The 26971-nt window shown below is 62.7% G+C and carries 26 protein-coding genes; 4 read left to right on the top strand and 22 right to left on the bottom strand.

Features of this window, described 5'->3' with window-relative positions; all coding sequences use genetic code 11:
- Positions 1–142 precede the first annotated feature (142 nt).
- The 8 genes from L4923_RS08530 to L4923_RS08495 form a co-directional block, all read right to left on the bottom strand.
- Entirely contained in the window at positions 143–388 is a 246-nt protein-coding gene (locus tag L4923_RS08530) for a DUF6074 family protein (RefSeq protein WP_239363585.1), read from the bottom strand.
- Positions 389–679: 291 nt separating this feature from the next.
- A complete protein-coding gene (gene pldH / locus L4923_RS08525) occupies positions 680–1426 on the bottom strand; it encodes a pyridoxal 4-dehydrogenase, SDR-type (RefSeq protein ID WP_239363578.1) in 747 nt (248 codons plus the stop codon).
- Positions 1427–1459: 33 nt separating this feature from the next.
- Positions 1460–2638, bottom strand: coding sequence for a pyridoxamine--pyruvate transaminase (gene ppaT, locus L4923_RS08520; protein ID WP_239363575.1), 1179 nt, complete (start codon positions 2636–2638; stop codon positions 1460–1462).
- An 81-nt stretch (positions 2639–2719) separates the two neighbouring features.
- Positions 2720–3526: a 4-pyridoxolactonase gene (pldA, locus tag L4923_RS08515; protein WP_239363572.1), complete on the bottom strand. Its 807-nt coding sequence runs from the start codon at positions 3524–3526 to the stop codon at positions 2720–2722.
- Positions 3527–3573: 47 nt separating this feature from the next.
- A complete protein-coding gene (locus L4923_RS08510; protein WP_239363571.1) occupies positions 3574–4509 on the bottom strand; it encodes a putative B6 ABC transporter permease subunit 1 in 936 nt (311 codons plus the stop codon).
- A gap of 3 nt (positions 4510–4512) precedes the next feature.
- Positions 4513–5610, bottom strand: coding sequence for a putative B6 ABC transporter permease subunit 2 (locus tag L4923_RS08505; protein ID WP_239363570.1), 1098 nt, complete (start codon positions 5608–5610; stop codon positions 4513–4515).
- Complete coding sequence (locus L4923_RS08500) at positions 5607–7169, bottom strand: putative B6 ABC transporter ATP-binding protein (RefSeq protein WP_239363562.1); 1563 nt, start codon at positions 7167–7169, stop codon at positions 5607–5609. Before L4923_RS08500 ends, L4923_RS08505 begins: the two co-directional genes overlap by 4 nt.
- A gap of 77 nt (positions 7170–7246) precedes the next feature.
- Positions 7247–8275 (bottom strand): putative B6 ABC transporter substrate-binding protein, encoded by a 1029-nt coding sequence (locus L4923_RS08495; RefSeq protein ID WP_239363559.1) that lies wholly within the window; start codon positions 8273–8275, stop codon positions 7247–7249.
- 97 nt (positions 8276–8372) lie between these two features.
- On the opposite strand from L4923_RS08495, the gene L4923_RS08490 reads away from it, so the two are divergent.
- Complete coding sequence (locus L4923_RS08490) at positions 8373–8798, top strand: hypothetical protein (RefSeq protein ID WP_239363555.1); 426 nt, start codon at positions 8373–8375, stop codon at positions 8796–8798.
- Between the two features lie 22 nt (positions 8799–8820).
- Here the strand turns inward: L4923_RS08490 and L4923_RS08485 are convergent, their stop codons facing one another.
- The 10 genes from L4923_RS08485 to L4923_RS08440 all read right to left on the bottom strand — a co-directional run bounded on the left by L4923_RS08485 (position 8821) and on the right by L4923_RS08440 (position 18173).
- On the bottom strand, positions 8821–9831 hold the full coding sequence (locus tag L4923_RS08485) for an ABC transporter substrate-binding protein (RefSeq protein ID WP_239363554.1): 1011 nt from the start codon (positions 9829–9831) through the stop codon (positions 8821–8823).
- 25 nt (positions 9832–9856) lie between these two features.
- Positions 9857–10666 (bottom strand): ABC transporter permease, encoded by an 810-nt coding sequence (locus L4923_RS08480; protein WP_239363553.1) that lies wholly within the window; start codon positions 10664–10666, stop codon positions 9857–9859.
- Positions 10663–11493, bottom strand: coding sequence for an ABC transporter ATP-binding protein (locus L4923_RS08475; RefSeq protein WP_239363551.1), 831 nt, complete (start codon positions 11491–11493; stop codon positions 10663–10665). The genes L4923_RS08480 and L4923_RS08475 overlap by 4 nt, the downstream gene beginning before the upstream one ends.
- Positions 11494–11566: 73 nt before the next feature.
- Positions 11567–12490, bottom strand: coding sequence for a 5-formyl-3-hydroxy-2-methylpyridine 4-carboxylate 5-dehydrogenase (gene fhmpcd1, locus L4923_RS08470; RefSeq protein WP_239363549.1), 924 nt, complete (start codon positions 12488–12490; stop codon positions 11567–11569).
- A complete protein-coding gene (locus L4923_RS08465; protein WP_239363547.1) occupies positions 12490–14124 on the bottom strand; it encodes a GMC family oxidoreductase in 1635 nt (544 codons plus the stop codon). Before L4923_RS08465 ends, fhmpcd1 begins: the two co-directional genes overlap by 1 nt.
- Positions 14125–14235: 111 nt before the next feature.
- Entirely contained in the window at positions 14236–14958 is a 723-nt protein-coding gene (locus tag L4923_RS08460; RefSeq protein ID WP_239363544.1) for a class II aldolase/adducin family protein, read from the bottom strand.
- Positions 14959–15027: 69 nt separating this feature from the next.
- Complete coding sequence (locus L4923_RS08455; RefSeq protein ID WP_239363541.1) at positions 15028–15486, bottom strand: YbhB/YbcL family Raf kinase inhibitor-like protein; 459 nt, start codon at positions 15484–15486, stop codon at positions 15028–15030.
- 18 nt (positions 15487–15504) lie between these two features.
- The gene (locus tag L4923_RS08450; protein WP_239363538.1) at positions 15505–16095 is read right to left on the bottom strand and encodes an amino acid synthesis family protein; all 591 of its coding nucleotides are present in this window, start codon (positions 16093–16095) and stop codon (positions 15505–15507) included.
- A 63-nt stretch (positions 16096–16158) separates the two neighbouring features.
- Positions 16159–17298: an FAD-dependent oxidoreductase gene (locus L4923_RS08445; protein ID WP_239363534.1), complete on the bottom strand. Its 1140-nt coding sequence runs from the start codon at positions 17296–17298 to the stop codon at positions 16159–16161.
- Positions 17299–17342: 44 nt separating this feature from the next.
- Positions 17343–18173: an alpha/beta fold hydrolase gene (locus L4923_RS08440; protein ID WP_275448317.1), complete on the bottom strand. Its 831-nt coding sequence runs from the start codon at positions 18171–18173 to the stop codon at positions 17343–17345.
- A 187-nt stretch (positions 18174–18360) separates the two neighbouring features.
- Here L4923_RS08440 and L4923_RS08435 point away from each other — a divergent pair, with 187 nt between their 5' ends.
- The 3 genes from L4923_RS08435 (at position 18361) to L4923_RS08425 (ending at position 21595) form a co-directional block, all read left to right on the top strand.
- Entirely contained in the window at positions 18361–19032 is a 672-nt protein-coding gene (locus L4923_RS08435; protein WP_239363531.1) for a GntR family transcriptional regulator, read from the top strand.
- 136 nt (positions 19033–19168) lie between these two features.
- On the top strand, positions 19169–20719 hold the full coding sequence (locus L4923_RS08430) for a GMC family oxidoreductase (protein WP_239363529.1): 1551 nt from the start codon (positions 19169–19171) through the stop codon (positions 20717–20719).
- A gap of 345 nt (positions 20720–21064) precedes the next feature.
- The gene (locus tag L4923_RS08425) at positions 21065–21595 is read left to right on the top strand and encodes an imm11 family protein (RefSeq protein WP_239363528.1); all 531 of its coding nucleotides are present in this window, start codon (positions 21065–21067) and stop codon (positions 21593–21595) included.
- 407 nt (positions 21596–22002) lie between these two features.
- On the opposite strand, the gene L4923_RS08420 is transcribed toward L4923_RS08425, so the two are convergent.
- The 4 genes from L4923_RS08420 to L4923_RS30915 all read right to left on the bottom strand — a co-directional run bounded on the left by L4923_RS08420 (position 22003) and on the right by L4923_RS30915 (position 26928).
- Positions 22003–23043 carry an LLM class flavin-dependent oxidoreductase gene (locus L4923_RS08420; RefSeq protein ID WP_239363526.1) on the bottom strand — a complete coding sequence of 347 codons (1041 nt, stop codon included), beginning with the start codon at positions 23041–23043 and terminating at the stop codon, positions 22003–22005.
- Between the two features lie 46 nt (positions 23044–23089).
- Entirely contained in the window at positions 23090–24022 is a 933-nt protein-coding gene (locus L4923_RS08415) for an ABC transporter substrate-binding protein (protein WP_239363523.1), read from the bottom strand.
- 74 nt (positions 24023–24096) lie between these two features.
- Positions 24097–25038, bottom strand: a complete 942-nt coding sequence (locus tag L4923_RS08410; protein ID WP_239363520.1) for an ABC transporter substrate-binding protein — start codon at positions 25036–25038, stop codon at positions 24097–24099.
- A 99-nt stretch (positions 25039–25137) separates the two neighbouring features.
- On the bottom strand, positions 25138–26928 hold the full coding sequence (locus L4923_RS30915; RefSeq protein WP_425530920.1) for an amino acid ABC transporter permease/ATP-binding protein: 1791 nt from the start codon (positions 26926–26928) through the stop codon (positions 25138–25140).
- Positions 26929–26971 lie beyond the last annotated feature (43 nt).

Below are 26971 nucleotides of genomic sequence, written 5' to 3'. Positions count from 1 at the left end.
CTGTTGCCTGGCAGCGCGTGAAAAGTCGTGCGCGCCAATCCTAGAGCGTTTCCGTTTTTCACGGAAACGCGGAAACGCTCTAAGTTTTTGTTTTCGTCGCATTATTGTAACGCCAAGTGATTCTACTTGGCTACAAAATGCTCTAGACCACGGCCGTCGAACGGGCGCGTCTCTGCAATTCCGCTTGCACAGCGGACTGCAGACCGAGGATCTCTGTTCGGATCGCTTCGTCGGCGACACCGTCCGCGCGCAAGCCGGCGACGATGCCGGCAATGCGCTCTCGCCAGAACGTATTGGCGTTCGGACCGTGCACGACCTCCAAATCATCAGCGAGCGAGCGGACCAAGGTGGCGCGCGAGTGGAGCGGGAAAGGAATCAGTTCAGCCATATCCGCACCATTGGCGAATGATGGTTTACCGATGGTGAACCGACCAAGAAGATCTGACCGTACGAAGGCGAACAGCTTTCGCCTCCGTGTATGCGTAACGATCTTTCAGACGCTCCCAGGTGATCTGGAGTGCCTTGCACTCAGCCACGTTCGCATGCGAGCGCCCGTCGCATCGCGGCAGACCTAGAGCGTTTCCGCGTTTCCGTACTGTAGGAAACGCGGAATGCTCTAAGGTTTTGTTTTCGCGGCATTTTTGTAACGCCAAGTGATTCCACTTGGCTACAAAATGTTCTAATGCCGGACCATGCCGGCATCGACGTTGAGTGTCTGCCCGGTGATCCAGCGTGCGTCGTCGGAGGCGAGGAAGGACACCACGTCGGCGATATGCTCGGGCTGGCCCTTGCCTTTCATGGCCTGCAGCATCTCCACGAAACCGAACGCCTCATTGTGCGGGCTTGCCTTGACGCCGTCGCTTTCGATCAGGCCCGGCGTCACCGCATTGGCGGTGATGTTGTATTTGCCGAGTTCCGTCGCCAGCGCCCGGGTGAAACCGATGACGCCGCCCTTGGCCGCCACATAGGCTGCCATGTTGGGTGTGCCGGCGAAGAAGGTGTTTGAGGCGATGCTGATCACGCGCCCGGCCTTGTTAGCGGCCCGCATCTGGTCGGTCGCCGCGCGGCTGACGATGAAGGTCCCCGTCAAATTGACGTCGATGATCTTACGCCAGTGGTCGAGGTCGACGTCGTCCCATGCAATGAACGGCACGATGCTGGCGTTGTTGACCAGAATGTCGACGCCGTCGGACAACGCCTGGATCTCGGCAAAGAGCGCCTTTACCGACGCCGGATCCGAGATGTCGGCGGCGATGGCTTTGGCCTTTCCGCCGATTGCGGCGGCGGCAGCCTTGGCGCCCTCGGCGTTGACATCGCTGACGATGACGGTCGCGCCGTCCGCTGCCAGCCGCGCCGCGATCGCCTTGCCGATGCCCTGTGCGGCACCTGTCACCAGCGCCGTCTTTCCCGCAAGCCGTTCAGTCATGAAATCTCTCCCTTATGCCCATTCCGATGATGTTCAGGCGTCGGCGTCGATAACGGCCAGCGCCGCATCGATGCCCTTGCCGATTGCAAGCTTCTGGCCGGCCGCGTTCATGGCGCCGCCCAGCGCTGTCAGCGCCGCAATCGCATAGATCGGCTGCGCCGTCGGGCCCATATGGCCGATGCGCGTCAGCTTCCCCAGCGTCTCACCGCGACCCGACGAGAACACCACGCCGTAGCGGGCGCGTGCGGCTTGCCGCAGCGCTTTCTCGTCGACACCGTCCGGAGTGCGCACGGCGGTCGTGGTGGGCGATGCGATCTCCTCGCTGGCAGCCCAGATCGACAGGCCCATCGCGGCGACGCCCGCACGCATGGCCTTTGCCGTCAGCGCGTGGCGCGCCCACACCGCTTCCGGCCCCTCTTCGAGATAGAGGTCGAGCGCGGCATCGAGCCCGTTGATCTCCGCGACCGAGGGCGTGAAGGGAAAAGGTTGTTCGCGCGACCAGGCGTTCTCCCAGTCGACGATACTGAGCATCGAGGCGCGCGGCGCCGCCTGATTGGCCTTCATCTTGGCCCAGCCGCGCTGGCTGATGCCCATCAGCGTCAGACCGGGAGGTGCTCCAAGGCATTTGTTCGGGCCGGTGACATAGATGTCGGCCTTGCAGTCTTCCGGATGCGTCTTCATCCCGCCGAAAGATGAGACGGCGTCGACAATCAGATAGGCGCCATGCGCCGAGACCAGCGCACCGATGGCATCTATGGGGTTGATGGTGCCCGACGGCGTGTCGTGGTGGCAGACCGACACGACGGTGATCTCGGGATGCTTCTTCAGCATGTCGGCAACTGCCTGCGGGTCGATCGCCTCGTTATAAGGCACTTCGATTTCGAGCAGGTTGGGCGAGTAACGTTTCGCCCAGTAGCCGAAGCCCTTGCCGTAGACGCCTGAAGCCAGGTTCAGCACGACGTCGTCGGGCGTGATCAGCGATGCTGCCGCGGCTTCCAGGCCGAGGACCGGTTCGCCGTGCAGGATCACCGGCTTGGTCGACAGCCGCATCGCCTTCTGTGCCTTGTCGACCACTTGCTCGTAGAAGAGCTGGAACGCCGGGTCGTAGTCGTAGAGCACCGTGCGGCCAAGGCTGCGCAGCACCTTTGCATAAGCATCTACCGGCCCCGCGGTCAGGGTGATCACAGGATCGGCGTGTTCGGGATAACGCATTTCTCTCTCTCCGGATCTGCGTAAAAACAAAAGTGAGAGCAGTTCCGCGTTTCCGCGAAAACGGAAACGCTCCAGTGGCGGTCAGCCGTAGAACTGCGTGCCGGTCTTGTAGGTTTTGAAGTTCTCCATGTCGTGCGAGTACATCAGCTCAGCACCGTGATCCTCGGCCAGCTTCTTGACCTTGCGCATCGAATTGACGCCGGCGACCGGGTCGATATGGAAAGCTGCCTGGCACAGAGTCTCCAGGCTCTTCTGCGTATAGGCGGCGTCGATCGTGAATAGGATCGGCTGACGCTTGGGGAACTCGACGAGAAGGCTGTAGTGGCCGATCGAATGGCCGGGCGTCGAGATCAGCTTGACGCCCTTGGCGAGTTCGACGTCGCCGTCGATCCCTTCGAAGGTCGAGTTGGCGCGTGTGGTGCCTTCCAGGAGCTGTGCGGTGGCGCCGCGTGCCTCCGCCGCTTCGGCCGAGAAGCTCAGGTCCGAATAACCGAGATGTTCGAACGGCTGCGGATTGCAGGCTTGCGGTACCTCCGTACGGTGGCAGATCTTCTTGGCGTGCGGGAAATATTTGTTGCCGCCGCAATGGTCGAAATGGAAATGCGAATTGACGACGACGTCGATGTCCTTCGGCTCCAGCCCGAGCAACGCCAGCGCGCCCGGGATCGTCTGGTGCTTTTCCTGGATCGGCTTCTCGAAGGGCAACACCTTCATGACATGGTCGTAGTCGAAGCCGGTGTCGATGAGGAAGCGGCCTTCCGCATGTTCGATCAGGATCGAATAGACCGGAAAGCGGACTTCGCCGCCCGGACCACGATTCCAGAACACGTGATAGCCGTCGAGGACGAGCGAGCCGCCGTCGAGCAGGTAGACCTTGGTATCCGACATTCTTGCCTCCTGTGTTGGCGCGGCTCCCGTCCGCGCATCCGTTATCGTCAGCGCGCGCCGCGCTCGTAGGGAATTCCCAGGGCCGCCGGCAGGCTTGCCCGCCGCCCGAACAGCACCAGCATGATCATCACCGCCAGGAACGGCAGCATCTGGATGACGTCGGTCGGGATGTTGATGCCTGCCACCTGCATGGCTGTCGTCAGCGACAGGCAGACGCCGAACAGCAGCGCGCCGAACAGCACCCAGACCGGCCGTCCACGCGCCAGCATAGCCAGAACGATGCCGAGGAAGCCGGCGCCGTTGGTGATGAAGGGAATGAACAGGCCCGCGCCGACATTGGCGAGATAGGCGCCGCCGAGCCCCGCCAATGCGCCAGTCGACAGCACGGCGATGGTTCGCGTCTTGACCACATCGATACCGGCGACGTCGAGCGCAGCCGGCTTGTCGCCGGCGGCTTGCAGATTAAGGCCGAGCTGGGTGCGCCGGTAGAGGTAGCGCATGGCAAACACCAGCGCGACGGCCAGGTAGACGATCAAGTGATGTTTGAAAAATGCCGGCCCGATCACGGGAATATCCGCCAACGTCGGAATTACCGTGGGGTTCGGAGCCGGCAAACGGGGATAGCTGCGCGAGAACTGGAAGTGGTGCAGTAGCGCCGTCAGGCCTTCGAGGCCGAGCGTCAGCGCGATGCCGATGACGATCTGGTTCAGCCCGATGCGCACGCACAACAGCGCCATGACCAGCGCCACCGCCATGCCGCCGGCAACACCTGTGAGGAAGCCCAGCCACAGCGAGCCGGAATAGAAAGCGCCGACGAAGCCGAGATACGCGCCGGCCAGCATCATGCCTTCGATGCCGATGTTGAGCACACCGGCCTTTTCCGACATCTGCTCGCCGAGCCCTGCGAGCAGAAGCGGGATGGCCGCCGTGACGGCACCGAACAGCAGCGCACTGAGAAAGACTTCGCTGAGCAGCCCGGTCATGCGTCAAGCCTTTCTCGACTGGTTGTAGCGGTGGTCGACATATTCGGCGAGCGCGAGCACGATCAGCACGATGGAGACCAGCACGAGCGTGAAATGATTGGGCACGCCGAGCCGCCGCGCCGCGCTCTCGCCGCCGATCGACAGCACCGAAAGCAGGAACACGAAGCCGATCGCCGCAAAGCCGTTCATCCGGGCGAGGAACACGGCCGGAATGACCGCCAGTCCGTAGGCGGGGTTCCAGTCGGCGCGGACATTGCCTTGCACGCCGATGATGTCGACAGCGCCGGCAAGCCCGGCAAGCCCGGCCGAAATGGCGAAGACGGCAATGGTCAGGCCAGGCACACCGAGCCCGGCGTGAACCGCCGCTCGCGGATTGGCGCCGACGACCCTCAGCTTCAGTCCGAAAGCCGTCCGCGTCATCACCAGATGCACGATGATGATCGCCGCCAGTCCGAGCACCAGGCCGCTGGTGATCGTGGTGTCGAACAGCCGCGGCAGCCGGTCTTCCACCGGCAGCGTGCGGGTCTGCGGCACGGTCGTGCCAGGATCGCGGAACACCAGCTTGACCAGCACATTGGCGAGCGACGTGCCGAGGAACGTCATCATCAGCGTGGTGATGATCTCGTTGACGCCTTGGTAGGCGCGCAGCAGCGCCGGCACCAGCGACCAGATCATCGCGACGAGTGTGGCGGCGAGGAACGCGCAGAACAACGCCAGCCAGGCCGGCATGATCTCGACGAAGAACGGCGCGCTAGCCGCCGCCGTGACGGCGCCAAGCAGGAACTGGCCGTCGCCGCCGAGGTTCCACATGCCGGCGCGGAAGGCCACGATCAGGCCGGCGGCAAGAAACAGGAGCGGCGCCATGCGCGTCAGCGTCTGCTGGATACCGAGTGGCGAGAGCAGCCCTTTCTCCAGCACGTAGCCGTAATAAGCGAGAGGATCGACGCCAACGACGAGAAGGATACAGCCAGCAAGGACGAGCGCCACGAGGATCGGGCCGACCGTCATCATGAGCCGGCGCAGCATGTCGCGGCGCGTGCCGACGTTGCTGGTGGCATCGAGGGCCGTGGCGCCAGCGGAGGGTGCGGTGTCGATACTCATGCGGCTAGTCCGATCATCAGGCGGCCGACCCTGGTGCGGGCATCCTCGGCATTGGCGACAGTACCGACCAGCGAACCATTGGCCATCACGGCAATGCGGTTGCAGATGCTGAGCAATTCCTCGAGGTCGGTGGAGATCAGCAGCACGGCGAGGCCGCGTTGGGCGGCATCGCCGATGCGTTGGCGCGACGCCAGCGTATTGGCGAGGTCGAGCCCATAGGTGGGCTTGTTGAAGATCACCACCTTGGCGCCCTCGGCCAGTTCGCGTGCCAGGAGAACCTTCTGGATGTTGCCGCCCGAGAGCCGCGCGACGGGCGTCTTCAGGCTCGGCGTGCGCACGTCATATTCGCGGACCAGCTCGCCGGCGCGCCTGTCGATCTCGGTGCGCTGTTCGACGCCGTTGCGCCAGAATGGTGCCGCGCCGACCTGCTTGAGGAAGAAGTTGATCGAGACTGGGAACGTGCCGACGGTGCCTTCGCCCAGCCGGTCGTCGGTCAGGTAGCGCAGGCCCAGCCGACTGCGTTCGCTCACGCTCAGCGTCTCGATGGCGGCGCCTGCCAGCCGCACCGAACCGCCGGTCGCGGCTCGTTGGCCGGCCAATGCTTCGGCCAGTTGCTTCTGGCCATTGCCGTCGATGCCGGCGATGCCGAGTATCTCGCCCGGACGGATATCGAAGGAGATCGCCGACAGGCCCGGCGCATTCTCTGTCGCCGCCACTTCCAGATCGGCGACCTGAAGCAGCGGGGCCGCCTCGGCGCGGACCGAGCCAAGGGGACGTTCAGCGGCTTCCGGGTCGTCCTTCCGCTTGCCGAACATCAGTTCGACGATCTCGGAGATGATCTCCTGCTCGCCGAGTGCGCGAAAACGTTCCGGCGGGATCTCGCCGACCTTGCGGCCTAGCTTCAGCACCGAGATGCGGTCGCCGAAGGCGGCTGCTTCCTTGAGCTTGTGGGTGATGAAGACGATCGCCAGTCCCTGTTCGACGAGGCGTCGCATCAGCGCCCCAAGTTCCTCGATGCCTTGCGGTGTCAACATCGAGGTGGATTCGTCGAGGATGAGCAGCCGGCTGTTGCGCACCATGGCGCGCACGATCTCGACCTGCTGCTGTTCGCCGAGCGAAAGCTCCGAAACCCTGGCATGCAGTTTCACGACTATGCCGAGGCTCTTGCTGATCTCGGCGACGCGCGCCTCGAGTTCCTCGGTCCTGGGGCGTTGCCACCAGGGTCCGCCAAGCAGAAGGTTTTCCGCCACTGTCAATGTCGGCACCAGCATCATGTGCTGGAACACGGTGCCGATTCCGAGCGCCAGCGCCTGGCGCGGCGAGGTGATCGGCGTTGGCTTGCCGTCGACCAGGATGCGTCCTTCATCAGGCTGCTGCAGGCCGGACAGCATGCCGATCAGTGTGGATTTGCCCGCCCCGTTCTCGCCGAGCAGCACATGCACTTCGCCGGGACGGATCGACAGGTCGATGCTGTCATTGGCGACGATGCCCGGAAAGCGTTTGGTCACGCCTTCGAGTGCGACGATGTCGCCGACGGGCGACGGAGTGGTATTGCTCATCTAAGCCCAGCCCTGAAAAAGGGGAATCGTCCGAAGGGGCGACCGGCCGCCCCTTCGGCAACTGACTTCTCGCCGCCTTACTGGGCGACGCTTGTCATCAGCGCCCTGACGGCGGCGGCGTCGTAGATCGGTTCGACCTTGATCTTGCCGGAGATGACGTCCTCGCGCACGGCCTGGATCTCGGACCAGACATTGTCCGGGATCGCGGCGGTCTTCAGCAGTTTCACGGAATCGTCCTTGAGGCCAATCGTGTAGTGCTTGCTGCCGAAGCTGTCGGCCTTGAGGTCGGCGATCATCGCGGCGTAGACCGGCTCGATGTTCCACACCACCGAGGACAGCAGGAAGCCCTTGTCGATCGGTGACTTGTCGCCGATGACGTCGATGAAATAGACCTTGCCGCCATCTGCGGCCTTGGTCGTCTCGACCGCCTGCAGCATGCCGAAGCTCGAACCGTTGCCCTGGCCGAAGATGATGTCGGCGCCCGAGGCGATCACGCTTTCAGCGACGCGCTTGCCGCCGGCCGCATCGCTGTAGGCGGCGGGCCCGATCACTGCATAGGTGATCTTGACGTCCGGGTTCTCCGCCTTCACGCCCTGTGCGAAAGCCGCCGACTGCGAGTTCCAGGATGGCGGCTCGCCGGAGACCACGATGCCGACCGACTTCGAACGCGACATCTTTGCGGCGAGACGGCCGGCGAGATAAGCGCCTTCATGGCCACTCAGCGTGTAGTCGGCGACGAGGCCCTTCTCCAGGCCGTTCGGCGTATCCACGATCGCCACCGGAACCTTGGTCTCCTTGGCGATCTCGGGCGCGGAAGTATTGTAGCCACTGGCATGCGCGATCAGCAGACTGGCGCCGTCGGCGGCGAGTTCCCGCAGCGTCGGACGGACGTCGCCATAGCCGAGGCCCTGGGCCACGACCACTTCGACCCCGGCGGCCTTGCCGGCCGCCTTGGCGGCATCGATGCCCTGCTGGTTCCAGCCGTAATCCGTACCCTCTTCGGGCGTCAGGATGGCAATCGACTTGACTTCACCGGCAAGTGCGCCGCCTATCAATACGCCACCAAGTATAATTGCACTTACGCTGCTTTTCAGAAGCTTTAACATGTTACCCTCTTTTGTTGTCTTCCCATGGATATTCTTATTGTCATTACGAAGAAGAGAGATAGACTTCGAAATAAATTGCATCCGGAGCCTATTCGAAGTGAAGATCCGTTATGTCCTCCCGTTAGCGCTGGCGTTCACGTCCTTTGCCAACGCGGTTGAATTGCACCATGTCACCGTCCGCACCGGTACCGATGGGCTCGCCATGGTGCCGTTGACGATCTCGAATTCGGGCAAGGACGGCCTGTCTTGCAACGCCGACTTCGCCCACTGGTATTCGGCCGAGATTGCGACGGTCGAACCGGGCGGGAGCACCCGTGTCGAACTCTGGTTCGACGCCGCGACCGGCACCTTCGCCATCCTTAACGACAAGCGCGAAAACCTTCCGGTCGAGCGCTTGTGGTGTGGCCTGTCGGGTCGCGCATATGCGACCCGCATGCAGATCGCACTCGACCGCACGGATGCAGAGAAGGGCACGCGCACCGTATCCTGCGGTTTGGAGCAGGACGATGTAGTGTGTCGATGATCCGCGCCCCGGGACATCCCGCCTAGTCCTTCGCCAGGAATTTGTCGGTGAAGACATCGTCCGCCGACAGCGCTTCCTTGAGCACGCCCTGATCGCTGAGCGTCTTCAGCGTCTCTTCCCACTGCGTCTTGCTCATCCAGCCGAGCCCGTGTTCTTTGGTCTCAGTGCTGGTGAAGGTCGAAGCGATGTCGGCATTGATCTGTGCCAGCAGCACGTCCTTCTTCTCGGCGTAGCCGGGCGCCGCCTTGGCTGTGATCTCGGCGGCCTCTTCCGGATGGGCAACGACATAGTCGAAGGCTTCCCGGTAGGCCTTGACGAAGCGACGGACGACGTCGGGCTTGTCCTTGATCATCTTTTCCGAGGTGAACAGGCCGGAGCCGTAGGCCTTCCAGCCATGGTCGGCGCCCATCATGATGCTGAGCGAACCGGGGCCGCCTGCCTTGGCTTCCAGTTCGGGAACTTCGGCATCGACATAGCCGACCACCGTCTGCACCCGTCCGAGCAGCAGGTAGCTCTCATAGGGCGGCGACACGCTGTTCAGCGTCATGTCCTTCTCGGTCAGCCCGTTGGCGGCCAGGAACCCCCTGAAGAAGATGTAGGTCGATCCGGCCGGATGGATGCCGATGGTCAGCCCCTTGAGGTCTTCCGGTTTGGTGAGCTTCAACGTCTTGGCGAGCGAGATGATCGCCAGCGGCGAGCGTTGGTTGACGGCAGCGAGCGCCACCACCGGCACCTTTTGCGAGCGCGCGACGGCGAGCGTCGGCAGATCGCCGAAACCGAAGTCGGCGTTCTCGTTGCCCACCAGCCGCATGGCGTCCGGCGAACCCGAGCCCTTGCGGATCTCGGCGAGATCGATGTCGTTCTTGGCGAAGAAGCCCTTTTCCTTGCCCACGAAGAACATTGCGTGGTTGCCGCGCACCACCCAGTCGAGCTGGACGTTGACGGTGTCGGCGGCAAGTGCGGCGCCGGAGAAGCCAAGCGCGCCGGTAAAAGCCGCAAGCGTGGCTGCCTTGATGAGCGAGCGTCTCAGCATTGTTCGATCCTTCCCTTTTCTGCCCCTAGGCGTGACTGAATTTCGGTGCCCACGGCACCACGATGCGTTCGAGGATCTCGGCCGCGTAGTAGAAGGCGATGCCGAGCACGGAAACGAGCAGCAGCGCCGCAAAGACCAGTGCGGTGTCGAGCTGGGTCGAGGCGAACTGGATGACGTAGCCCAGCCCGTCCGAGGCGCCGGCGAATTCACCGACGATGGCGCCGATTACGCTGAGCGTGGCGGCGATCTTGGTGCCCGCCATCAGGTTCGGCAGCGAATGCGGGACGCGGATCCTGAACAGGATCTGGGTGCGGCTGGCGCCGACCGAGTTCATCAGCGACAGCAGGGAGCGGTCCACCGACTGCATGCCCGCCAGCATCGACAGCGTCACCGGGAAGAAGGCGATGACCAGGATCAGGCCGATCTTGGGCGCCAGCCCGTAGCCGAACCAGAGGATGAAGATCGGCGCGAGCGCCACCTTCGGCACGTTCTGGAACAGCACCACCAGCGGATAGAGTGCCCGGCCCAGCCAGTCGAAACGCACGATGACCAGCGCGATGGCGACGCCGACCACGACCGAGACCACGAAGCCGAGCAGGATCTCGGCCGCGGTCACCAGAGTGGCCTGCATCAGCGTTCCCCATTGCGCGACCAGCGATCGCCCGATCTCCGACGGAGCCGGGATGATGAAGGGCGATATGGCAAAAATCCGCACGATCGCTTCCCAGGCCACGATCGTGCCCACAAGGAGAATGACCGCCGGCAGCCAGCTGCTCGTCGCGGCGGCAAGACTGGATGCCAGCCGGGGTTCGGAGGTGATGGTTTGATCGCTCATGACGCGTCTCCCGGTTGATGGCCGGCGCGCAGCATCGTGCGCAGTTGCACGACCAGCCGGACGAATTCCGGATCTTCCGTTACCGCCAGGTCGCGCGGGTAAGGCAGGTCGATGTCGATGCTGCCGGTGATGCGTCCGGGCTTGATGCCGAGCGCGTGGACATGGCGCGAGAGGTGGATGGCTTCATCGATCGAGTGGGTCACGAGCACGATCGTCTTGCCGGTGCGCTGCCAGATTTCCAGCAGCGACTGGCCCATCGAGTCGCGGGTGATGGCATCGAGCGCGCCGAAGGGCTCGTCCATCAAGAGCACTGCCGGGTCAAGCGCGAGCGCACGGGCGATGGCCACGCGCTGCCGCATGCCGCCCGACAGTTCGTTCGGACGCTTGTGGGCGGCATCGCCGAGGCCCACCAGTTCCAACATTTCCTGTCCCCGTGCCCGAAGCTCGGCGCGCGAGAGCGACTTGTCGGCGATGGAAAGCAGCATCGACGCATTGTCGACGGCGTTCTTCCACGGCAGCAGATTGGCGTCCTGGAAGACGACGCCGATCATACGCTTACGCGCGGCCTCGACCGGCGAAAGCCCGTCGATCGATACGCTGCCGCTGGTCGGTTGCTCCAGCCCGGCCAGAACCTTGAGCAAGGTGCTCTTGCCGCAGCCGGAGGGCCCGATCAGCGAGACGAAGAACCCCTTCGGCACCGACAAATCGATGTTCTGGAGCACCAGTTGCCGGGCGTAGACCACCGAGACGCCTTTGACGGAGATGAGGTCGTCATGGCGGATATGGGCCGGCTTGCCGCCAGCTGCCCGGATCGTGTCAATGCGCATGACGTCTACCTCCGTGCGTTGCGGCGTGCCGCGCACGCATCATCCCGGTTGTCTGTGGGTCGTGGACCATCGGCTACTCCCGGCCTTCCAGGATACGCCGCACGGCGACGAGCTTGCGTGCCCGCTCAGCCTGCAGTGCCTTTGTCTGCTCGGGCGTGTAGGAGAACATGCCTTCGCCCGACTTGATGCCGAGCTTCGACGCGCCAGTCTTCTCCAGCACCATCGGGGCGACATCGCCACGATTGGAAAGATCGGCATTCAGGAAAGACGAGACGGATTTGTAGATATCCAATCCCGCCATATCGAGCAGAGCCATCGGCCCGACGACGGCGATCTTGTAGCCGATGCCCCAGGACACGCAGGTGTCGAGGTCTTCCGGCTCGATCACGCCGCGTTCGACCAGATCGACCGCTTCGCGCAGTAGCGCATAGAGCACGCGGTTCTCGACAAAGCCCGGCACATCCTTCTTCACCACCACCGGCAGCAGGCCGATAGAGCGGATGAGGTCGCGGATGGTCTCCACGATCTGCGGCGCCGTCTTCTCGCCGCCGATCACCTCGATCATCGGGATGATGTGCGGCGGATTCGACCAGTGCATACCCACCATCCGTTCGGGATGTGAGATATGCGCCTGCAGCTGGGTGATCGGAATGCCGGACGTATCCGATGCCACGATCGTGTCCGATGCGATCAGGCCGTCGATGGCGCGATAGACCTCGGCCTTGATCGCGATGTTCTCAGGAACGTTCTCGATGACGAGGTCAACGCCTGCGACTGCCTCGGCGATATCGTCGGTGAAGCGAACGGTTCCGGCACCGGCGGCCGCGATGCCGAGAGCATCGAGAACACCTTCGGCGGTGCCCAGCATGGTGCGCGCGCGCTCGATCGCTGCCGGGGCGACGTCATAGGCTGTCACCTGCAGGCCGCCCCTGGCGAGCCTGGCGGCCATGCCCGGCCCCATGGTGCCCAGACCGATGATGGCGATACGTTGGATCATCACGCTGCCCTGCTTTCGATTGTTGCTTTCGATGCCGCGATGAGGTCGGCAGCCTTCTCGGCGATCATGATCACCGCCGCATTGATGTTGCCGCAGACCAGGTCGGGCATGACCGAAGCGTCAACCACGCGCAGGCCGTCGACGCCGCGGATGCGCAGTTCCGGGTCGACGACAGAGGCTTCGTCGACGCCCATCCGGCAAGTTCCGGCCGGGTGATGCACGGTGATGGAGGTCTTGCGGATATGTTCGTCGATCTCGTCGTCGCTCTGGCACTTCGGGCCGGGAAAGAATTCAGCTTCGACGAAGGGCTGCATGGAAGGCTGGGCCGCCAGGTTCCTTGCCACCCGAAAGCCGGCCCGCAACGATTGCCAGTCCTTCGGCGAGGCCAGGAAATTCTGGTGGATCAGCGGCGCCGCGGCAGGATCGGCCGAGGCCAGTTTCACGGTTCCCCGGCTTTCGGGCTGCGTTGCCACGATGCGTGTCGCGAAGCCATCCGCAAACGGCGCCTTGAACGGCTGCAAATATGGCCATGCGGCGAGCGGGGCTGCGGTGAACAGCAATTGCACATCCGGCAGCGGCCGTTCCGGATCGCTTTTCAGGAAGGCCACGACTCCGCCCGGCACATCCCCGGAAAAGCCGCTCCCCGTCAGATAAGTCTTGAGGAAATCCAGCCCAATCCGGTCGGCGCGCATATTGTGCAGGAACGGGCCCGGGGTCTTGCGACGGTACATCAGGATGACCGAGACGTGATCCTGCAGGTTCTTGCCGACCGAAGGCAGGTTGACCCGCGTCTGGATGCCATGTGCCGAAAGCTCGTCCGATGCCCCGATTCCGGACAGCATCAGCAACTGCGGCGTGTTGATGACGCCGCCCGAGAGCAGGACTTCCCTGCGGGCGATGACCGTCCGTTCGGCGCCGCGATGCCTTATCGTCACCCCTTTGGCGCGCGTGCCTTCCAGAACGATCTTCGTCGCCATCGCTTCGGTCAGCACGGTCAGGTTGGGCCGCTTCAGGGCCGGCCGCAGATAGGCGGACGCGGCCGAGCTGCGCCGGCCCTTGGCGATCGTCATCTGCAGGCGTCCGAAACCTTCCTGCTGCTCGCCATTGTAGTCGCTGGTCTGCGCATAGCCGGCCTGTACGCTGGCCTGCGCGAAGGCCTCGATCAGCGTGTCCTTATAGCGGCAGAACTGCGTGCTGAGCGGCCCGCTGCCGCCACGGAAGCGGCTCTCGCCGCCCTCCCAGCTTTCCTGCTTGCGGAAATAGGGCAAAACCTTCTCATACGACCAGTCGCTGAGCCCACTGGCGGCCCAGCGGTCGTAGTCGCCGCGGTTTCCCCGTACATAGGCCATGGCGTTGGTCGACGACGATCCGCCGATGACCTTGCCGCGCGCACATTCGACCCGGCGCCCGCCGACATTGTCTTCCGGTTCACAGAAATACATCCAGTCATGGCGGCGCTCGGTCAGGATCTTGCCCCATCCGAGCGGGATATGGATCATCGGGTCACGATCCCAGCCGCCGGCCTCGATCAGCAGGACGGTACATTGCGGGTCGGCGCTCAGCCGGTTGGCGAGCACGCAACCGGCCGATCCGGCCCCAACGATGATGTAGTCGTAGCTTTGTGCGTGCGGCATGGTTCTACTGCTTTCGCCTGACGCTTCTTGCCCCGGAGCGTTGTTCAAGAACGGGGCTGGATACACTGGCAGGGCCCTTATCCTGCCAGGGTGTTCAAAGACCTGCTGGCGCTAGGCCAGGCCCTTTTCCTTGAGGCGCTGCGACCAGTGATCCCATCCCCGGTCGATCTGTTTGCCGACAAGAGCCCCCGCCGTCTTCACCTCGCCGGGCGTCAGATACTTGATCTTGCCGATCTGAAGTCCGGCCGTGAGCGCCTTGGCTTCCTGCTCGAGATAAAAAGCCCGGAACACGACCTCGCGGACGGAACTGCCGACGTTCACCACGCCATGGCGTGCCATCAGGACCACCGTATGATCACCGAGGCTTTCGGCGATATCCGCGCAGACGCTGTGGCCGCCACCGAAAAGATCGGTCTCGTCACCCTGCTTGTCGCGGATCTCATAGACGGGGACGGCCTCACCCATGAATGCGCCCATATGCGTGACCGGGCGCAGCGGCGTGTCGGTAAAGCAGTATGGGAGCACGGCAGGCGAATGGCTGTGGAGCACGCACTGAACGTCCGGCCGCGCCTTGTAGATTTCGCTGTGGATGTAGCGCTCCAGATAGGACGGCCGGTTGTCGGACGTTTCGCCTTCGAGATTGAAACGCAGGATGTCGTCGACCGTTATCAGGCTGGGAGCAAGCTTCTGCGCGAGGAAGAAGCTTTGCGGATCCTCCGGGTCACGCGCACTGATATGCCCGAACGTATCCAGAATGCCCTCGTTCAGCAGGATCTTGGTCGCCGTGACCAACTCCTGGAAGACCTTCTGGCGCGTGGCGTTGCTGTCCGTCATTCTTATTCTCCCATTCCGCAGCGGCCGCGATCGTTTTTATTGTTGTTGTTCGATCGCGGGTGGCGCTGTTCACTTGTTTTCGTAGATGCCGACGATCCGGTTCTGCTCAATGATGTTGCCGGCATATTTCTGCAGGAACTCTTCCCGGGTGGGCGTCCCTTCGACCTTGGTGTCCAGGGCATAGACCCAGAAATAATAGTGGTGCTCGCCATGGCCGGCGGGCGGCTGTGGGCCATAATATTGCTTGTCGCCCGCGCCATTGGGCCCGACACGGAACTTCTGCTGCGCGTCTGAAAGGTCGGTGGTCGACGGATCGATGCCGTAGACGACCCAATGCGTGAAACCGTTGGCCAAGGGCGCGTCGGGGTCGTGGCAGATCACTGCGAGCTCTTTCGTGCCGGCTGGGACGCCGCTGACGGTCAGCCTGGGCAAAACGTTGCCCTTGTCGCCGGCATGCTCGTCGCGCAGTTTCCCGAGCGGCTGGAAATCCGGGGACGTGATCTTGAGGTCCTTGATGTTCAGAGGCATGGAATATGTCCTTTCGAATTAGGCAGTGGCCGCGAGATCGGCGACGGTCTTGCCGCCGACGCGCTGATGCACGCGCGGACCCGATGCAACGGCGACGCAGATCAGAAGTTCGTCCGGGCGGGGGCCATCCGGCACAGAGAAGGTGACCGCGTCATAGTGGGAACGGATATAGAGCTCGTCCTTGTGGGCGAGAGGGATATCGATGGCCGTGCCGGCAGCTGCGACCTTGCTGACCGACGAGATCCAGGCCTTACCGCCTCCCACCTGTTGCCGCAGCGGATCGCCGAACAGCGTGGTGATGCAGGCGACGACATGCTCTTGTTCGCCGGCCGTTCCGGCGATGCCGCCCTTGCCGTAGCTGTTGACCGGCCGGTTGCCGAGCAGTGCCACGGCCCGTTCGCCGAGCGCATGGCCGATCGCCGGGCTGGGGTTCACGATATCAGAAAGGTCGCTGACAAATTTGCCGGCAAATGGATTGCGGATAACGACGCCTACCGCCACTTTGACGAGCGTGTCGCCGGGCTCCCCGCCGTCATGCCGGATTTCATGGACAGTCGAATACCAGCCCCGCACGTCGTAATTTTTTTCAACTTCCAATGAATGGTTCATTCTAATCTCCCGAGGAGAGCACGGCTTCGCCGCACCAATTGATTTGTTGGGCCCGCTCGAAAATTATTGCGGCCATGAGAAAACGCGGCGCAGCGGGTCGTAACGCGCTGCTTCCAGGGCCGCCGGCGTGAACATGTTCCCCTTCGAGAGCGAACGGTTAGCCGCATAGTCGCCGGACAGTGCCTGGCAGCGATCGGTGATCGGGCGCATGCGCTTCTCCCAATCGACGAGTGCATCTTCGACGGAAGATCCTGTCTCCAGGTCCTGCGAAAGGCTGAAGGCGTTGACCATCGCACAACCGGCGCCCTGGGCTAGAGCTGGGCACATGGCGTGCGCGGCGTCACCGACAAGGGCGACCCTGCCTCGCGTCCAGCTGTCCAGCTTGGTCGTCTCGTATTTGTCGTAGCGGGCGCTCTTCAGCTTCGCCGCCTCGATCAGGCACGGTTCCAGGAAGGGGAACATCTCGACCCAGACCTCGAGGTCGATCGGCACGGCCGAGCCGCGCGGATCGGCGGCTGGCGCCATCAGGCCGAGATAGAGTTCGTTCTCGTTGCAAGGCGAATAAAGGATGCGCTGGACGCGCGGCCAGAAGTTCCACATGTCGATGGTGTTGTCCCACTCGCCATGGCCGAGTTCCTTCTTCTTGCGCGGGACGATCAACCGGATGAGGCCGTCCTTCGAAATCCACCGATCCTGTTTGAAGCCGATGGAGTCCCTCACCTTTGAGCCGACGCCGTCGGCACCAACGATCAGATCGGCTTCGAGCACCTCCCCGGTCTGCAGGGTGAGGCGACCGCTTGGGTCGGCGGCGACCGCTTCGGAATTGACGCGGATGTCGACGCCCAGCGCGCGGGCACGGTTGACCAGCGCATCATGCAGATGGCTGCGGGTCATGATGCGCCAGGGCAGGCCGTTGAACGTCTCCTTGGAAACGGACTTGTTGTGCATCCAGGTCTCGTAGGTCGGAGGTGTGTGCGAGCCCTGGAGAACCTCGTCCAGCGCACCCAGTCCCTCGAGCACGCGAAGGCCGTTGTGCCAGAGATAGATGCCTGCGCCGAAGGCCCTCAGCTCTGAGCTCTTTTCGTGCAGCCTGACGTCCCAACCGTTCTGCCTGAGCGCGATCGCGGCCGTCAGGCCGGCAAAGCCGCCGCCCGCGACCTCGGCACGACGCGTCTTGCCCGGAATGTTGTTTATAGTGGCCATTTTCTATCCTGATCCTGCATGCAAGAAGACGGTTGGTTAGGCCGTCAGGCGTCGATGAAATTGGTGATGGCTTTCAGCGTGATCTCGGGCGAGACCTCGTTGACGTAATGGTCGGCGTCGGGGACGACGACCACCGGCAGGTCCGGCCGCAGCCGGCTTGTCTTTGCCAGTGCCGCTGCCGAGACCAGCTTGCTTTGTTCGCCGCGGACGATGAGGACGGGTCTGGTCACGTCGCGATAGGTCTGCGTCAGGTCTGCGCGCAGGCCCTCGGCGGTCTGCGCCATGGCAGTGGGCGACGCCAGGGGACGCAAGCCTCCCTCGACCTGCCGATAGCCGCTTTCGGCCCTGATCCTGATCGCGTCGGCGGGAATGTTCGGATAGCGGGCGGCCAGATAGGCTTCGACGACCTTGGTGTTCTCGAAAAGCCGGTCGCCCGCGTTCACCCGGGTCTCCAGCGCGTCCAGCACCTCGGTTTCGATATAGGGGGTGAAGTCGATGGCGACGACCGACCGCACCAGCTCCGGGTTACGTGCGGCGGCCGTGACGGAATTCCTGGAGCCGAGCGAATGGCCGACGAGGATGGCAGGGCCCCGGTCGAGTGTGCGGATCAGGGCAGCGATATCGTCCGCATAGTCATTCGCCTCGTATCCGCTTTCCGGCTTGTCGCTGAGGCCATGCCCCCGCTGGTCGACCGCGATGGTCGTGAAGCGGTGCGAGAGGCGCGCCATCAACGGTTCGAAGACCGCGGAGTTGGAGGTGATGCCGTGAAAGAACAGCATCAATGGGCCGGTTCCCTTTCCACGCACATTCAAGGCGATGCGGCCCGTATCGATGCGTCGCGAATCCGACTGATGTGAAAGCATGTCTGCCGCCATGTTTATGGTCCTTGTTCTTGCGGCCTGTCTTTCTCAAGAGGATCATATTAGCTGGAGGTCGTCAACAGGATTGTCTGACATTCTTGCAATCTTGATAATTGACAATCTGGCTATTCCTGCTGTCCAATAAGTGCGACGTCGCATATGATGCGTCCGATCGTGACCCCGAGCCCAAGAGACGTAATCAATGCCGGCAGATCTGAATTTGCGGATTTCCCCACGGACGGTTCAGCAGGAGACGGTCGACAAGTTGCGGCTCGCCATCCTGTCCGGACTGTTCCAACCGGGAAGCCGCCTCGTCGAAAGCCAACTGTGCGCACAACTCGGCATCAGCCGTCCTTCTCTGCGAGAAGCGTTGCGCAGCCTCGAGGCCGAACGCCTGATCGAGATCGTCCCCAACCGCGGGCCGTCGATACCGGCGCTTTCGTGGGAAGAGGCGACCGCAATCTACGAGGTTCGAGAGCTGCTGGAAGTCGAAGCGGCGGGTCGATGCGCGTCACGGATTCCCGCGGAACAGTTGCGCGAGCTCGAAAGATCTCTTCTCGCCTTCGAAGAAGCCGCTGCCAGCCATGACAGTCTGGCCCAGGTCACGACCGCCGCGGACTTCTATTCGATCATACTGGCGAACTGCGGCAATCCAATCCTGGAGGAGGTACATCGTGGCCTGGTGGCCAGGATAAGCTTTTTTCGAGGGCGGTCGATGTCATTGGAGGGTCGGGCGCAAAGCAGTCTAGCGGAAATGCGGGACATCTATGAATCTATTGCCGCCGGCGACGAGAAAGCTGCCCGCAAGGCCTCGAAGAAGCACCTGTTGAAGGCGAAGGCGGCGGCGAAGGTCGCCATGGAGAACGGGGTCTAGGTTCGCGGGGCTCCGGCCTCAAATCACGAAATCCAGCGTCACGTTTCGCAAACCGCCGAACGCAAGTCGGTTGAGCGAGCCCTACCCTGCTGCGTTGGACATGCCGGCTATCGAAGCACGCGCAATAGGAGTTGTGATGATTGTTGAGCAGGAAACGAATGCCGATGTCGTCATCGTCGGCGGCGGCTCGGCTGGCGCACTGCTCGCCGCGCGCCTGAGCGAGGAGCCGGCCCGTCGCGTCCTGCTGGTCGAGGCAGGCGAAGAAGCCAACGATCCGGATATCTGGAACCCCGCCGCCTGGCCGGCCCTCCAGGGCCGAAACTATGACTGGGACTATCATACCGAGCCGCAAGCCGGGACGGCGGGCCGGGTGCATCGCTGGGCGCGCGGGCGGCTGGTCGGCGGCTCCAGCTGCCTGCATGCGATGGGCTATATGCGCGGCCATCCTACGGACTATCAGGCATGGGTCGAGGCAACGGGCGATCGCCGGTGGAGCTGGGAGGGACTGCTGCCGGCGTTCCAGGCCATCGAAGATCACCCGCATGGCGGCAACGGTCTTTACGGCAAGGGCGGGCCGATGCCCGTCTACCTGCCGACGGACGAAGTCAGTCCGGTCGCACGCGCCTTCATCGAAGCCGGCGCTTCGCTCGGCCTGCCGCGCCTCGAAGGACACAACAGCGGGCAGATGATCGGCGTTACCCCGAACTCGCTGAACATCCGCGGGGGGCGGCGGATCACGGTGGCCGACGCCTGGCTGACGGCGGCTGTCCGAAGCCGGACGAACCTGACGGTATTGACCGGATCCCGGGTGCGACGACTTATCCTGGGCGACAATCGGGTGCACAACCTCGAAGTCGTGGGACGACAAGGCGGCTCCAAGCAGATCTTTGCAGATCGGGTGGTGCTGTGTGCCGGCGCGCTGGAGAGCCCGGCCTTGCTGATGCGCTCGGGCATCGGCCCCAGAGATGTGCTCTCAGCCGCAGGCGTCGCTTGTTCCATCGATGTGCCGGAAATCGGGCGCAACCTCCAAGACCACCTCTTGGGCGCCGGAAACCTTTATGCGGCCCGCAAACCCGTGCCGCCATCGCGTCTCCAGCATTCCGAGTCGATGGCCTATATGCGCGCTGGCGATTTCACCGCCACGGGACAGCCCGAGATCGTCGTTGGCTGCGGCATCGCGCCGATCGTGTCCGAATGCTTCCAGGCGCCGTCCGCTGGCACGGCCTATTCACTGCTGTTCGGGGTCACCCATCCGAGCAGCCGCGGCACCCTGCGCATAAGCGGACCCGAGCTCGGCGACCGGCTGATCATCGATCCTGCCTATCTGCAGACCGGTCGCGACCGAGACCTGTTTCGCCGGGCGCTCGAAGCGGCAAGGGAGATCGGCCATCGCAACGAGCTCGCCGATTGGCGCGAGCGTGAACTCCTGCCAGTGTCTTTCAAGGACAGGGCCGAGATCGACGATTTCATCGCGCGGGCAGTAATTACCCACCATCACCCCTGCGGCACTTGCAGGATGGGTCGGGACACCGACGCTCCCGTCGATGCGGACTTGCGGCTCAAAGCGCTCGACAATCTGTTTGTCGTCGACGCCTCGGTCATGCCGACCCTCACCGCAGGCCCCATCCACGCTGCCGTGCTGGCCATCGCCGAGACCTTCGCACGCAGCATGGATGCAGAGAACTGAGACCCGGCGATCTCCGAGCTCTAAGACTGATGACCGGTGGAAGTCTTAAAACCGGCCGCAGGCTGACGTTCGCTCAGAAGATAAGCATGGTTCCGTCCCATTGCAGCCTAAGCGTCCTCGTAAATACAGCCTATCCGACAGGGAGGTAGATTCTGTCCCCCGCGAAAAGGAGGGACGGATCGGGGATGTGCCAGCCACGCGCTTTTCCAAAGCATTCGAGCGCCGTTTTGGCCTCTCGCCACGACTGTTTCGCGAGATGCACGGAGAAATTTGACCAGCGCGCAATTGCCGGGCAAACGCTGCGGCGAGGCGCAAGCGAATGCGTCAGGATCGGAGAGCCGCGCGATGACACTGACGGTGTACAAGTTTGAGGTCATCGAAGGCCAGGAATGGATCTTTCCGATCGACGATGACGACTACGAGTTCTTCTCTGCAATGGACGGACGCGTCATTCGGGACTGGTCTGCCCCTGCCATGAAGTTGGACACGACGGATCGGACCTATTCCGATTTCCCATGGTTGGGTGAGCACGTGCCGATCCTGAAAAAACCCGCGCTGGATGCATTGGCACCGGTTCTGGCGAAATACGGACAGCTTCTGCCCGTTCAGGGGGAAGAGGCATGGCTCTTTAACGCTACGACCGTTCTCGACGCACTCGATCCCGACCAGTCACGCATCGTCTATTTCGACAATGGCGATATCCTCGATATAGAGCGCTCGGTTTTCAGGAAAGAGGTTATCGGAAGCACTGAGATCTTCAAACTGCCCATGAGGGCTTCGGCGGTCTATGTCACTGACGGTTTCGTTGAACAGGTCCGCAACGCCGGGCTTCGCGGTGTCTCGTTCGCTCCAGTGTGGACGTATGGGAAGGAATGAACAAAGCGTGGTCACCATCGAAGACGGATATGTGATTTGTAACTCCCGATGCCCCAGATGGGGTTCGCATCTCCAGCCTTCGCCGCGCTACATATAAGCTGCCTTGGAGATGCGTCGGGGGGGAATCAGGCGTTTCAGGGTATGCCCGGTCGATCACCAGTCGACCGGGCGAGTTTTTCGCGTGGGAGAACGCAGAAAGGGAACCGCGCCATTGTTCAGTGTGAAGGAAAATCACCTCGCCCAGGAAGGCAGGGCGGATCGACCGAACCTCAGATTCTTCGATCCCTGGGAGCGCAAACTGGCCTTCGACCAGGACCACAACGATCGAATGGCTCCCACTCTATCTGGTGAGAATCGAGTCCGCACGAACGGCGACGACCGTTGAACACCACCGGCATGTTGGACGATTATTCGGCGGCGAAACGCCCCGACCGCTGTTCGACACGGTTCTCTCTCCAACCCAAAGCCGGCGCGATGTGTTCGACCACATCGGACAGGATCTGCTCATAGTCTTCGTGGCGGAAGCTGTAGGGCAGTTCGAGGCGCAATTCCTCCACCTCAGCGACGACGGGATCGCGGAGCAGCGCTTCAACGATCGCTTCCGATGGACCCACCAGGTCACGAGCAAACAGCGTCCGCCGCTCCCCATGTGGTTTGCCCGTTCGCGCATCGCGACCCTCGGCATAGGCACGATAGCGCTGGCGCGTCGTCACATCCGCGCCATCGAACGGCACGATGACACGGCCGAGCGCGACGCGGCCTTGACCGGACTGCGCCTTGAAGACCTCCAATTGCCGAAGCTGGGCTACGAAGAAATCATCTGTACCCTCGCCTGAAGTCACATTACCGATCAGGAGATTGAGGCCGTTGCGACCTGCCCATTCGGCGGAGCGCAACGAACCGCCGCCATACCAGATCCGCTCTGAAAGACCCGCTGCATAAGGCTGGAGCCTTGGCGCGACGCGCCCGCCGGGAAATTCGACGATCGCGCCCGGCTCGCCAATCGGCTCGCCCTGGAGGTTGCGGACAAAACGCAGCACCCTTTCATGTGAAAAGTCGAAACTGCGCCAGTCGCCGTCGAAAACCAGCGGCCCCAGCGTTTCAGCATGCGGCGGCATGCCGGCACTCAATCCGACATTGAGCCGTCCGCGCGACAGGACGTCAACCGTCGAAAGATCTTCCGCCAGCCGATAGGGGCTTTCATATCCGATCGGGATCACCGCGGTGCCGAGTTCGATCCTGCGGGTGCGCTGGCTGGCCGCCGCCAGAAAGGCCGCGGCAGAAGAGATGCCGGGTTCCAGATGGCGCTGCCTGACCCAGGCGCTATCAAAACCAATGTCCTCGCCGAATTCGAACAGTTGCAGCGTCTTCTCGAAGCCGGCGGCCGGATCGTTGTCCGGATAATTGCCTGGCGTAAGAAAAGCGAGGCGCCGGATGGCCTGCGTCATCGACAGCCTCCGCAGCGGAGTGGACGTTTCCACATCAGACCGAGCCTCAATATTTCGGCAGGCCGGGCGGATTGGTCCGCGACTGTGGGATCGCCTCGGGTCCCAGGTTCCATTTGTCGAGAACCTGCTTGTATTTGCCGTCCTTGATCGCTTCGTTGAGCGCCGCCGTGACGACATCGGCGATACCGCTGCCGCGGCGCGTCACCACGCCGACATCCGTGGTCAGGGGCCATCCGGCGTTGACGGTGCCCACCAGACGCGTCTCGCCGGTCACCGCCGCCTGGTAAGACTGCACCGCATTGACGCTGAAGACCGCGTCTGCCCGCCCGGAACGGAGCGCCAGGCTGGACGCCGCCTCATCGTCGAACAGGATGACTTCGGCCGGTTTCAATCCGGCCTCCTGGTTGCGCCGATCCCATTCCACGATGATCTTTTCCTGTATGGTGCCCGGATCGGTGATGATCTTCAGCCCGGCGATGTCCTTCGGTTCGGCGATCTTCTGGATCGGGCTGTCCTTGCGAACGTAGAAGCCGTGCAACCCCTGCCGATAGCTTGAAAAATCATATTTGAGCTTGCGCTCCTCGGTCACGCCGACGTTGGAAATGACCGCATCGAATTTGCCGGAGACAAGGCCGAGCGGCCAGTCCTCCCAGGCGACGGCCACGAGTTTCAGTGGCCGACCGATCTTGTCGGCGACGAGCTGGGCGATATCAGGATCGGCACCGATAACGGTCGCAGCATCTGTCGCGTAGCTGGCTATCGGCGGAACGCCGGACGGCGCCACCGCGACCGTGAACACGCCGTCATCCACGAAATGGAAGTCCTTGGGGATGCTCCTCACCAGGGCATCGTCCTTGTCGGCGCGCACGCGGCCGCTCTGTTGCGGACTGAGGTCGAACTGGGTGGTGGCTGAGGCGCCCGCTGCCACAAGGAGCGTGGCGAAGAAAACGGGAGCAAGGAGGCGCGTTCTGGAAAGCATGGAGGAACTCGCATGGGAAGATTGACAGGGAAGCTGGCCGCAGGCGCAAGCACCGCCTGCTGCCAAAGTCTCGCTCAGCTGTTGGGTTTGGGCAGGCCGAGAGGATTGGTGGCCGACTTGGCGATCGCCTCCTCGGTCAGGCTCCACTTTTTCAGCACCTCGCCATATTTGCCCCTGGCAATCAGTTCATTGATCGCAACAGTCACGGGATCAGCCAGCCCGCTGCCTTTGCGCGTGGCCACCGCGATCTCGGCCGTGCGCGGCCAGCCGCCACTGACGACGCCGACCAGCTTGGTTCCACCATTCACCGCAGCGCCATAGGCTAGCGTTGCGTTCGGATTGAACTCGGCATCCGCCCTGCCCGATTTGATCGCGAGCTGACTGGCGGCAGAGTCGTCATAATACTGGACTTCGACAGGCTTCAGCCCGGCCGCGACATTCTCCCGGTCCCACTCCAGCAGGATCTTCTCCTGATTGGTGCCGGCACCGGTTATGATCTTCAGCCCGGCGACGTCCTTAGGCTCCTTGATCGAAGTGATCGGGCTGTCCTTCTTCACGTAGAAGCCCAGCACGTCCTGCCGATAGGTGGAGAAGTCGAACTTCTCCTTGCGCTCTTCGGTCACCGTGACGTTGGAAATGACGGCATCGAACTTGCCGGAGGACAGACCGAGTGGCCAATCCTCCCAGGCAACGGCGACAAGGTTGAGCTTGAGACCAAGCGTTTCTGCAAGCAGCACGGCGAGGTCCGGATCGGTGCCGACGACCGCCTTTGCATCCGTGGCATAGGTGGCGACCGGCGGATCCCACGGATTGATCCCGATTGTCAAAACACCGGGCTCGACGAACTTGTAGTCCTTCGGGATCGCGGCGATCGCCTTGTCGCTCTTTTCGGCATGAACACGCGTCGGCTGTTCCGGGCTGAGATCGAACTCGGCGGCCAGGGAAGTCGTCGCCCACAGCCCGAGGCCGACGAGGCCCACTGTCAAAACTGAAAATCGACTGCGATGGAATGTCATGTGACTGCTCCTATCTAGGGACGTGCGAAACCTTGCCTGCCGACGGGACAGGCGCGCCAGAGCTCCGCACTTGTGACCGGCGCCGGGAAAGATTGCGGGTTAGAGAACCTTTGCCAGGAAGGCTCGTGTGCGGGGATGCGCCGGATCGCTGAAGAGTTTCGCCGGCGGCGCCACCTCAACCACCTTGCCGCTTTCCATGAACACGACGGTGTCGGCGATCTCGCGGGCAAAGCCGATTTCATGGGTGACGATCACCAGGGTCGTGCCGGAGTCGGCGAGTTCCTTGATGACGTCGAGAACTTCGCCGACAAGCTCCGGGTCAAGCGCCGAGGTTGGCTCGTCGAACAAGAGAACCTTGGGTCTCAGCGCCAACGCCCGGGCAATCGCCACGCGCTGCTGTTGGCCACCCGACAGGTGGCGCGGATAGGCATCGGCTTTATCGGAGAGGCCGATGCGGGCCAGGAGATCGAGCGCGGTTCCGATCGCCTCGGCGCGCGGAATGCCCTGCACCGAGACCGGTGCTTCGATGATGTTTTCCACTACTGTCAGATGCGGGAACAGATTGAAGTTCTGGAACACCATGCCGACGGCCGAACGGCGGCGGCGGATGGCGCCTTCCTTCAGTTCATAAAGCACGTTGCCGTCGCGCTCATAGCCGATCAGTTCATCGTCGATCGAAATGAAACCCTCATCGGCCCGCTCAAGATGGTTGATCGTGCGCAGCAAGGTCGATTTGCCGGCGCCCGACGGACCGATGATGGCAGTGACCGTTCCCGGCGCAAGGGTGAGATTGACCTGGTCAAGCACGGTCGTGGTGCCGAAACGCTTGCTGACATCGCGGATCTCGATGCGGCCGGCGCCATGGTTGCCCAAATTGACGCCAGCCAGCGGTTTGCGGATAACGTCCTGCTTCGTCTCTGACGTGACCGGCTTCCCGACGCGCACCGATCCGAACGGCAGGAATGAAGCGAGCCGCCTGAACACCGGGCTCGGTGCATTGCGGGTGGCACCCTTGGAGTAGTGCTGTTCGATGGCGATCTGGATGAGCGAAAGCGCACTCATGATGACCAGATACCAGATCGTAGCCACCATCAGCAGCGGGATGACTTCCAGGTTGCGGCGATAGATGACTTGGACGGTGTAGAACAGCTCCGGCAAGGCGAGCACATAGACCATCGAGGTCGACTTCGCGAGACCGATGATTTCGTTGAAACCGCTGGGCAGGATTGCGCGCATCGCCTGCGGCAGCACGATGTTGAGCGCCTGCCGTCGCCGCGAGAGCCCCAGTGCTGCGGCAGCCTCGTGCTGCCCTTGGTCGACCGACAGGATGCCGCCGCGAATGATCTCCGCCGAGAAGGCCGCCTGATTGAGGCTGAGGCCGATCAGAGCCACCGCGAACGGGCTGAGCACCTCGACCGTGTTGTACTGCGCAAACAGAATGCTGGTGAAGGGAACGCCGACATCGACGGTCGGATAGAGGTATCCGAGATTATTCAGCACCAGAAGCAGGACGATCAGCGGGATCGAACGCAGGAACCATATATAAGCCCACGAGACGCCCGACAGCAGCGGCGAAGTCGACACGCGCGCAAAAGCAAGAACGGTGCCGAGCAGGAAGCCCAGTGCGGACGCCAGAACCGTCAGGAGCAAGGTCCGGCCCAGTCCGACCAGGACAGGCTCGGAAAAGAAGAACTTCGCGAAGACATCCCAACCCCACCGCGGATTGGTCAGGACGGAATGCAGCGTGCCGGCAATCAACAGAACCGCGACGATCGTTCCGACCGTTCGCCAATGGTGCTTTGCCGGCACGACCTTGTAGCCTGTATGACTTTCGATCGACCGCATCCGCCTGGCGGCTGAAATCTCTCCAACATCGGTAACTGTAGTCATGTCGACTCGAACCCCCAGTGACGTCTGGATTTCATCCGTAATT

This window comes from Terribium retamae (assembly GCF_022347545.1).
Taxonomy (GTDB): Bacteria; Pseudomonadota; Alphaproteobacteria; order Rhizobiales; family Rhizobiaceae; genus Mesorhizobium; species Mesorhizobium retamae.
The sequence above is the reverse complement of the archived record's forward strand: the minus strand, read 5'-3'. Positions and strand labels throughout refer to the sequence as shown.

Coding starts and splice junctions, on each gene's coding strand:
- L4923_RS08530 (WP_239363585.1), bottom strand. CDS start 388: ATGGCTGAACTGATTCCTTTCCCGCTCCACTCGCGCGCCACCTTGGTC.
- pldH (WP_239363578.1), bottom strand. CDS start 1,426: ATGACTGAACGGCTTGCGGGAAAGACGGCGCTGGTGACAGGTGCCGCA.
- ppaT (WP_239363575.1), bottom strand. CDS start 2,638: ATGCGTTATCCCGAACACGCCGATCCTGTGATCACCCTGACCGCGGGG.
- pldA (WP_239363572.1), bottom strand. CDS start 3,526: ATGTCGGATACCAAGGTCTACCTGCTCGACGGCGGCTCGCTCGTCCTC.
- L4923_RS08510 (WP_239363571.1), bottom strand. CDS start 4,509: ATGACCGGGCTGCTCAGCGAAGTCTTTCTCAGTGCGCTGCTGTTCGGT.
- L4923_RS08505 (WP_239363570.1), bottom strand. CDS start 5,610: ATGAGTATCGACACCGCACCCTCCGCTGGCGCCACGGCCCTCGATGCC.
- L4923_RS08500 (WP_239363562.1), bottom strand. CDS start 7,169: ATGAGCAATACCACTCCGTCGCCCGTCGGCGACATCGTCGCACTCGAA.
- L4923_RS08495 (WP_239363559.1), bottom strand. CDS start 8,275: ATGTTAAAGCTTCTGAAAAGCAGCGTAAGTGCAATTATACTTGGTGGC.
- L4923_RS08485 (WP_239363554.1), bottom strand. CDS start 9,831: ATGCTGAGACGCTCGCTCATCAAGGCAGCCACGCTTGCGGCTTTTACC.
- L4923_RS08480 (WP_239363553.1), bottom strand. CDS start 10,666: ATGAGCGATCAAACCATCACCTCCGAACCCCGGCTGGCATCCAGTCTT.
- L4923_RS08475 (WP_239363551.1), bottom strand. CDS start 11,493: ATGCGCATTGACACGATCCGGGCAGCTGGCGGCAAGCCGGCCCATATC.
- fhmpcd1 (WP_239363549.1), bottom strand. CDS start 12,490: ATGATCCAACGTATCGCCATCATCGGTCTGGGCACCATGGGGCCGGGC.
- L4923_RS08465 (WP_239363547.1), bottom strand. CDS start 14,124: ATGCCGCACGCACAAAGCTACGACTACATCATCGTTGGGGCCGGATCG.
- L4923_RS08460 (WP_239363544.1), bottom strand. CDS start 14,958: ATGACGGACAGCAACGCCACGCGCCAGAAGGTCTTCCAGGAGTTGGTC.
- L4923_RS08455 (WP_239363541.1), bottom strand. CDS start 15,486: ATGCCTCTGAACATCAAGGACCTCAAGATCACGTCCCCGGATTTCCAG.
- L4923_RS08450 (WP_239363538.1), bottom strand. CDS start 16,095: ATGAACCATTCATTGGAAGTTGAAAAAAATTACGACGTGCGGGGCTGG.
- L4923_RS08445 (WP_239363534.1), bottom strand. CDS start 17,298: ATGGCCACTATAAACAACATTCCGGGCAAGACGCGTCGTGCCGAGGTC.
- L4923_RS08440 (WP_275448317.1), bottom strand. CDS start 18,173: ATGGCGGCAGACATGCTTTCACATCAGTCGGATTCGCGACGCATCGAT.
- L4923_RS08435 (WP_239363531.1), top strand. CDS start 18,361: ATGCCGGCAGATCTGAATTTGCGGATTTCCCCACGGACGGTTCAGCAG.
- L4923_RS08430 (WP_239363529.1), top strand. CDS start 19,169: ATGATTGTTGAGCAGGAAACGAATGCCGATGTCGTCATCGTCGGCGGC.
- L4923_RS08425 (WP_239363528.1), top strand. CDS start 21,065: ATGACACTGACGGTGTACAAGTTTGAGGTCATCGAAGGCCAGGAATGG.
- L4923_RS08420 (WP_239363526.1), bottom strand. CDS start 23,043: ATGACGCAGGCCATCCGGCGCCTCGCTTTTCTTACGCCAGGCAATTAT.
- L4923_RS08415 (WP_239363523.1), bottom strand. CDS start 24,022: ATGCTTTCCAGAACGCGCCTCCTTGCTCCCGTTTTCTTCGCCACGCTC.
- L4923_RS08410 (WP_239363520.1), bottom strand. CDS start 25,038: ATGACATTCCATCGCAGTCGATTTTCAGTTTTGACAGTGGGCCTCGTC.
- L4923_RS30915 (WP_425530920.1), bottom strand. CDS start 26,928: ATGACTACAGTTACCGATGTTGGAGAGATTTCAGCCGCCAGGCGGATG.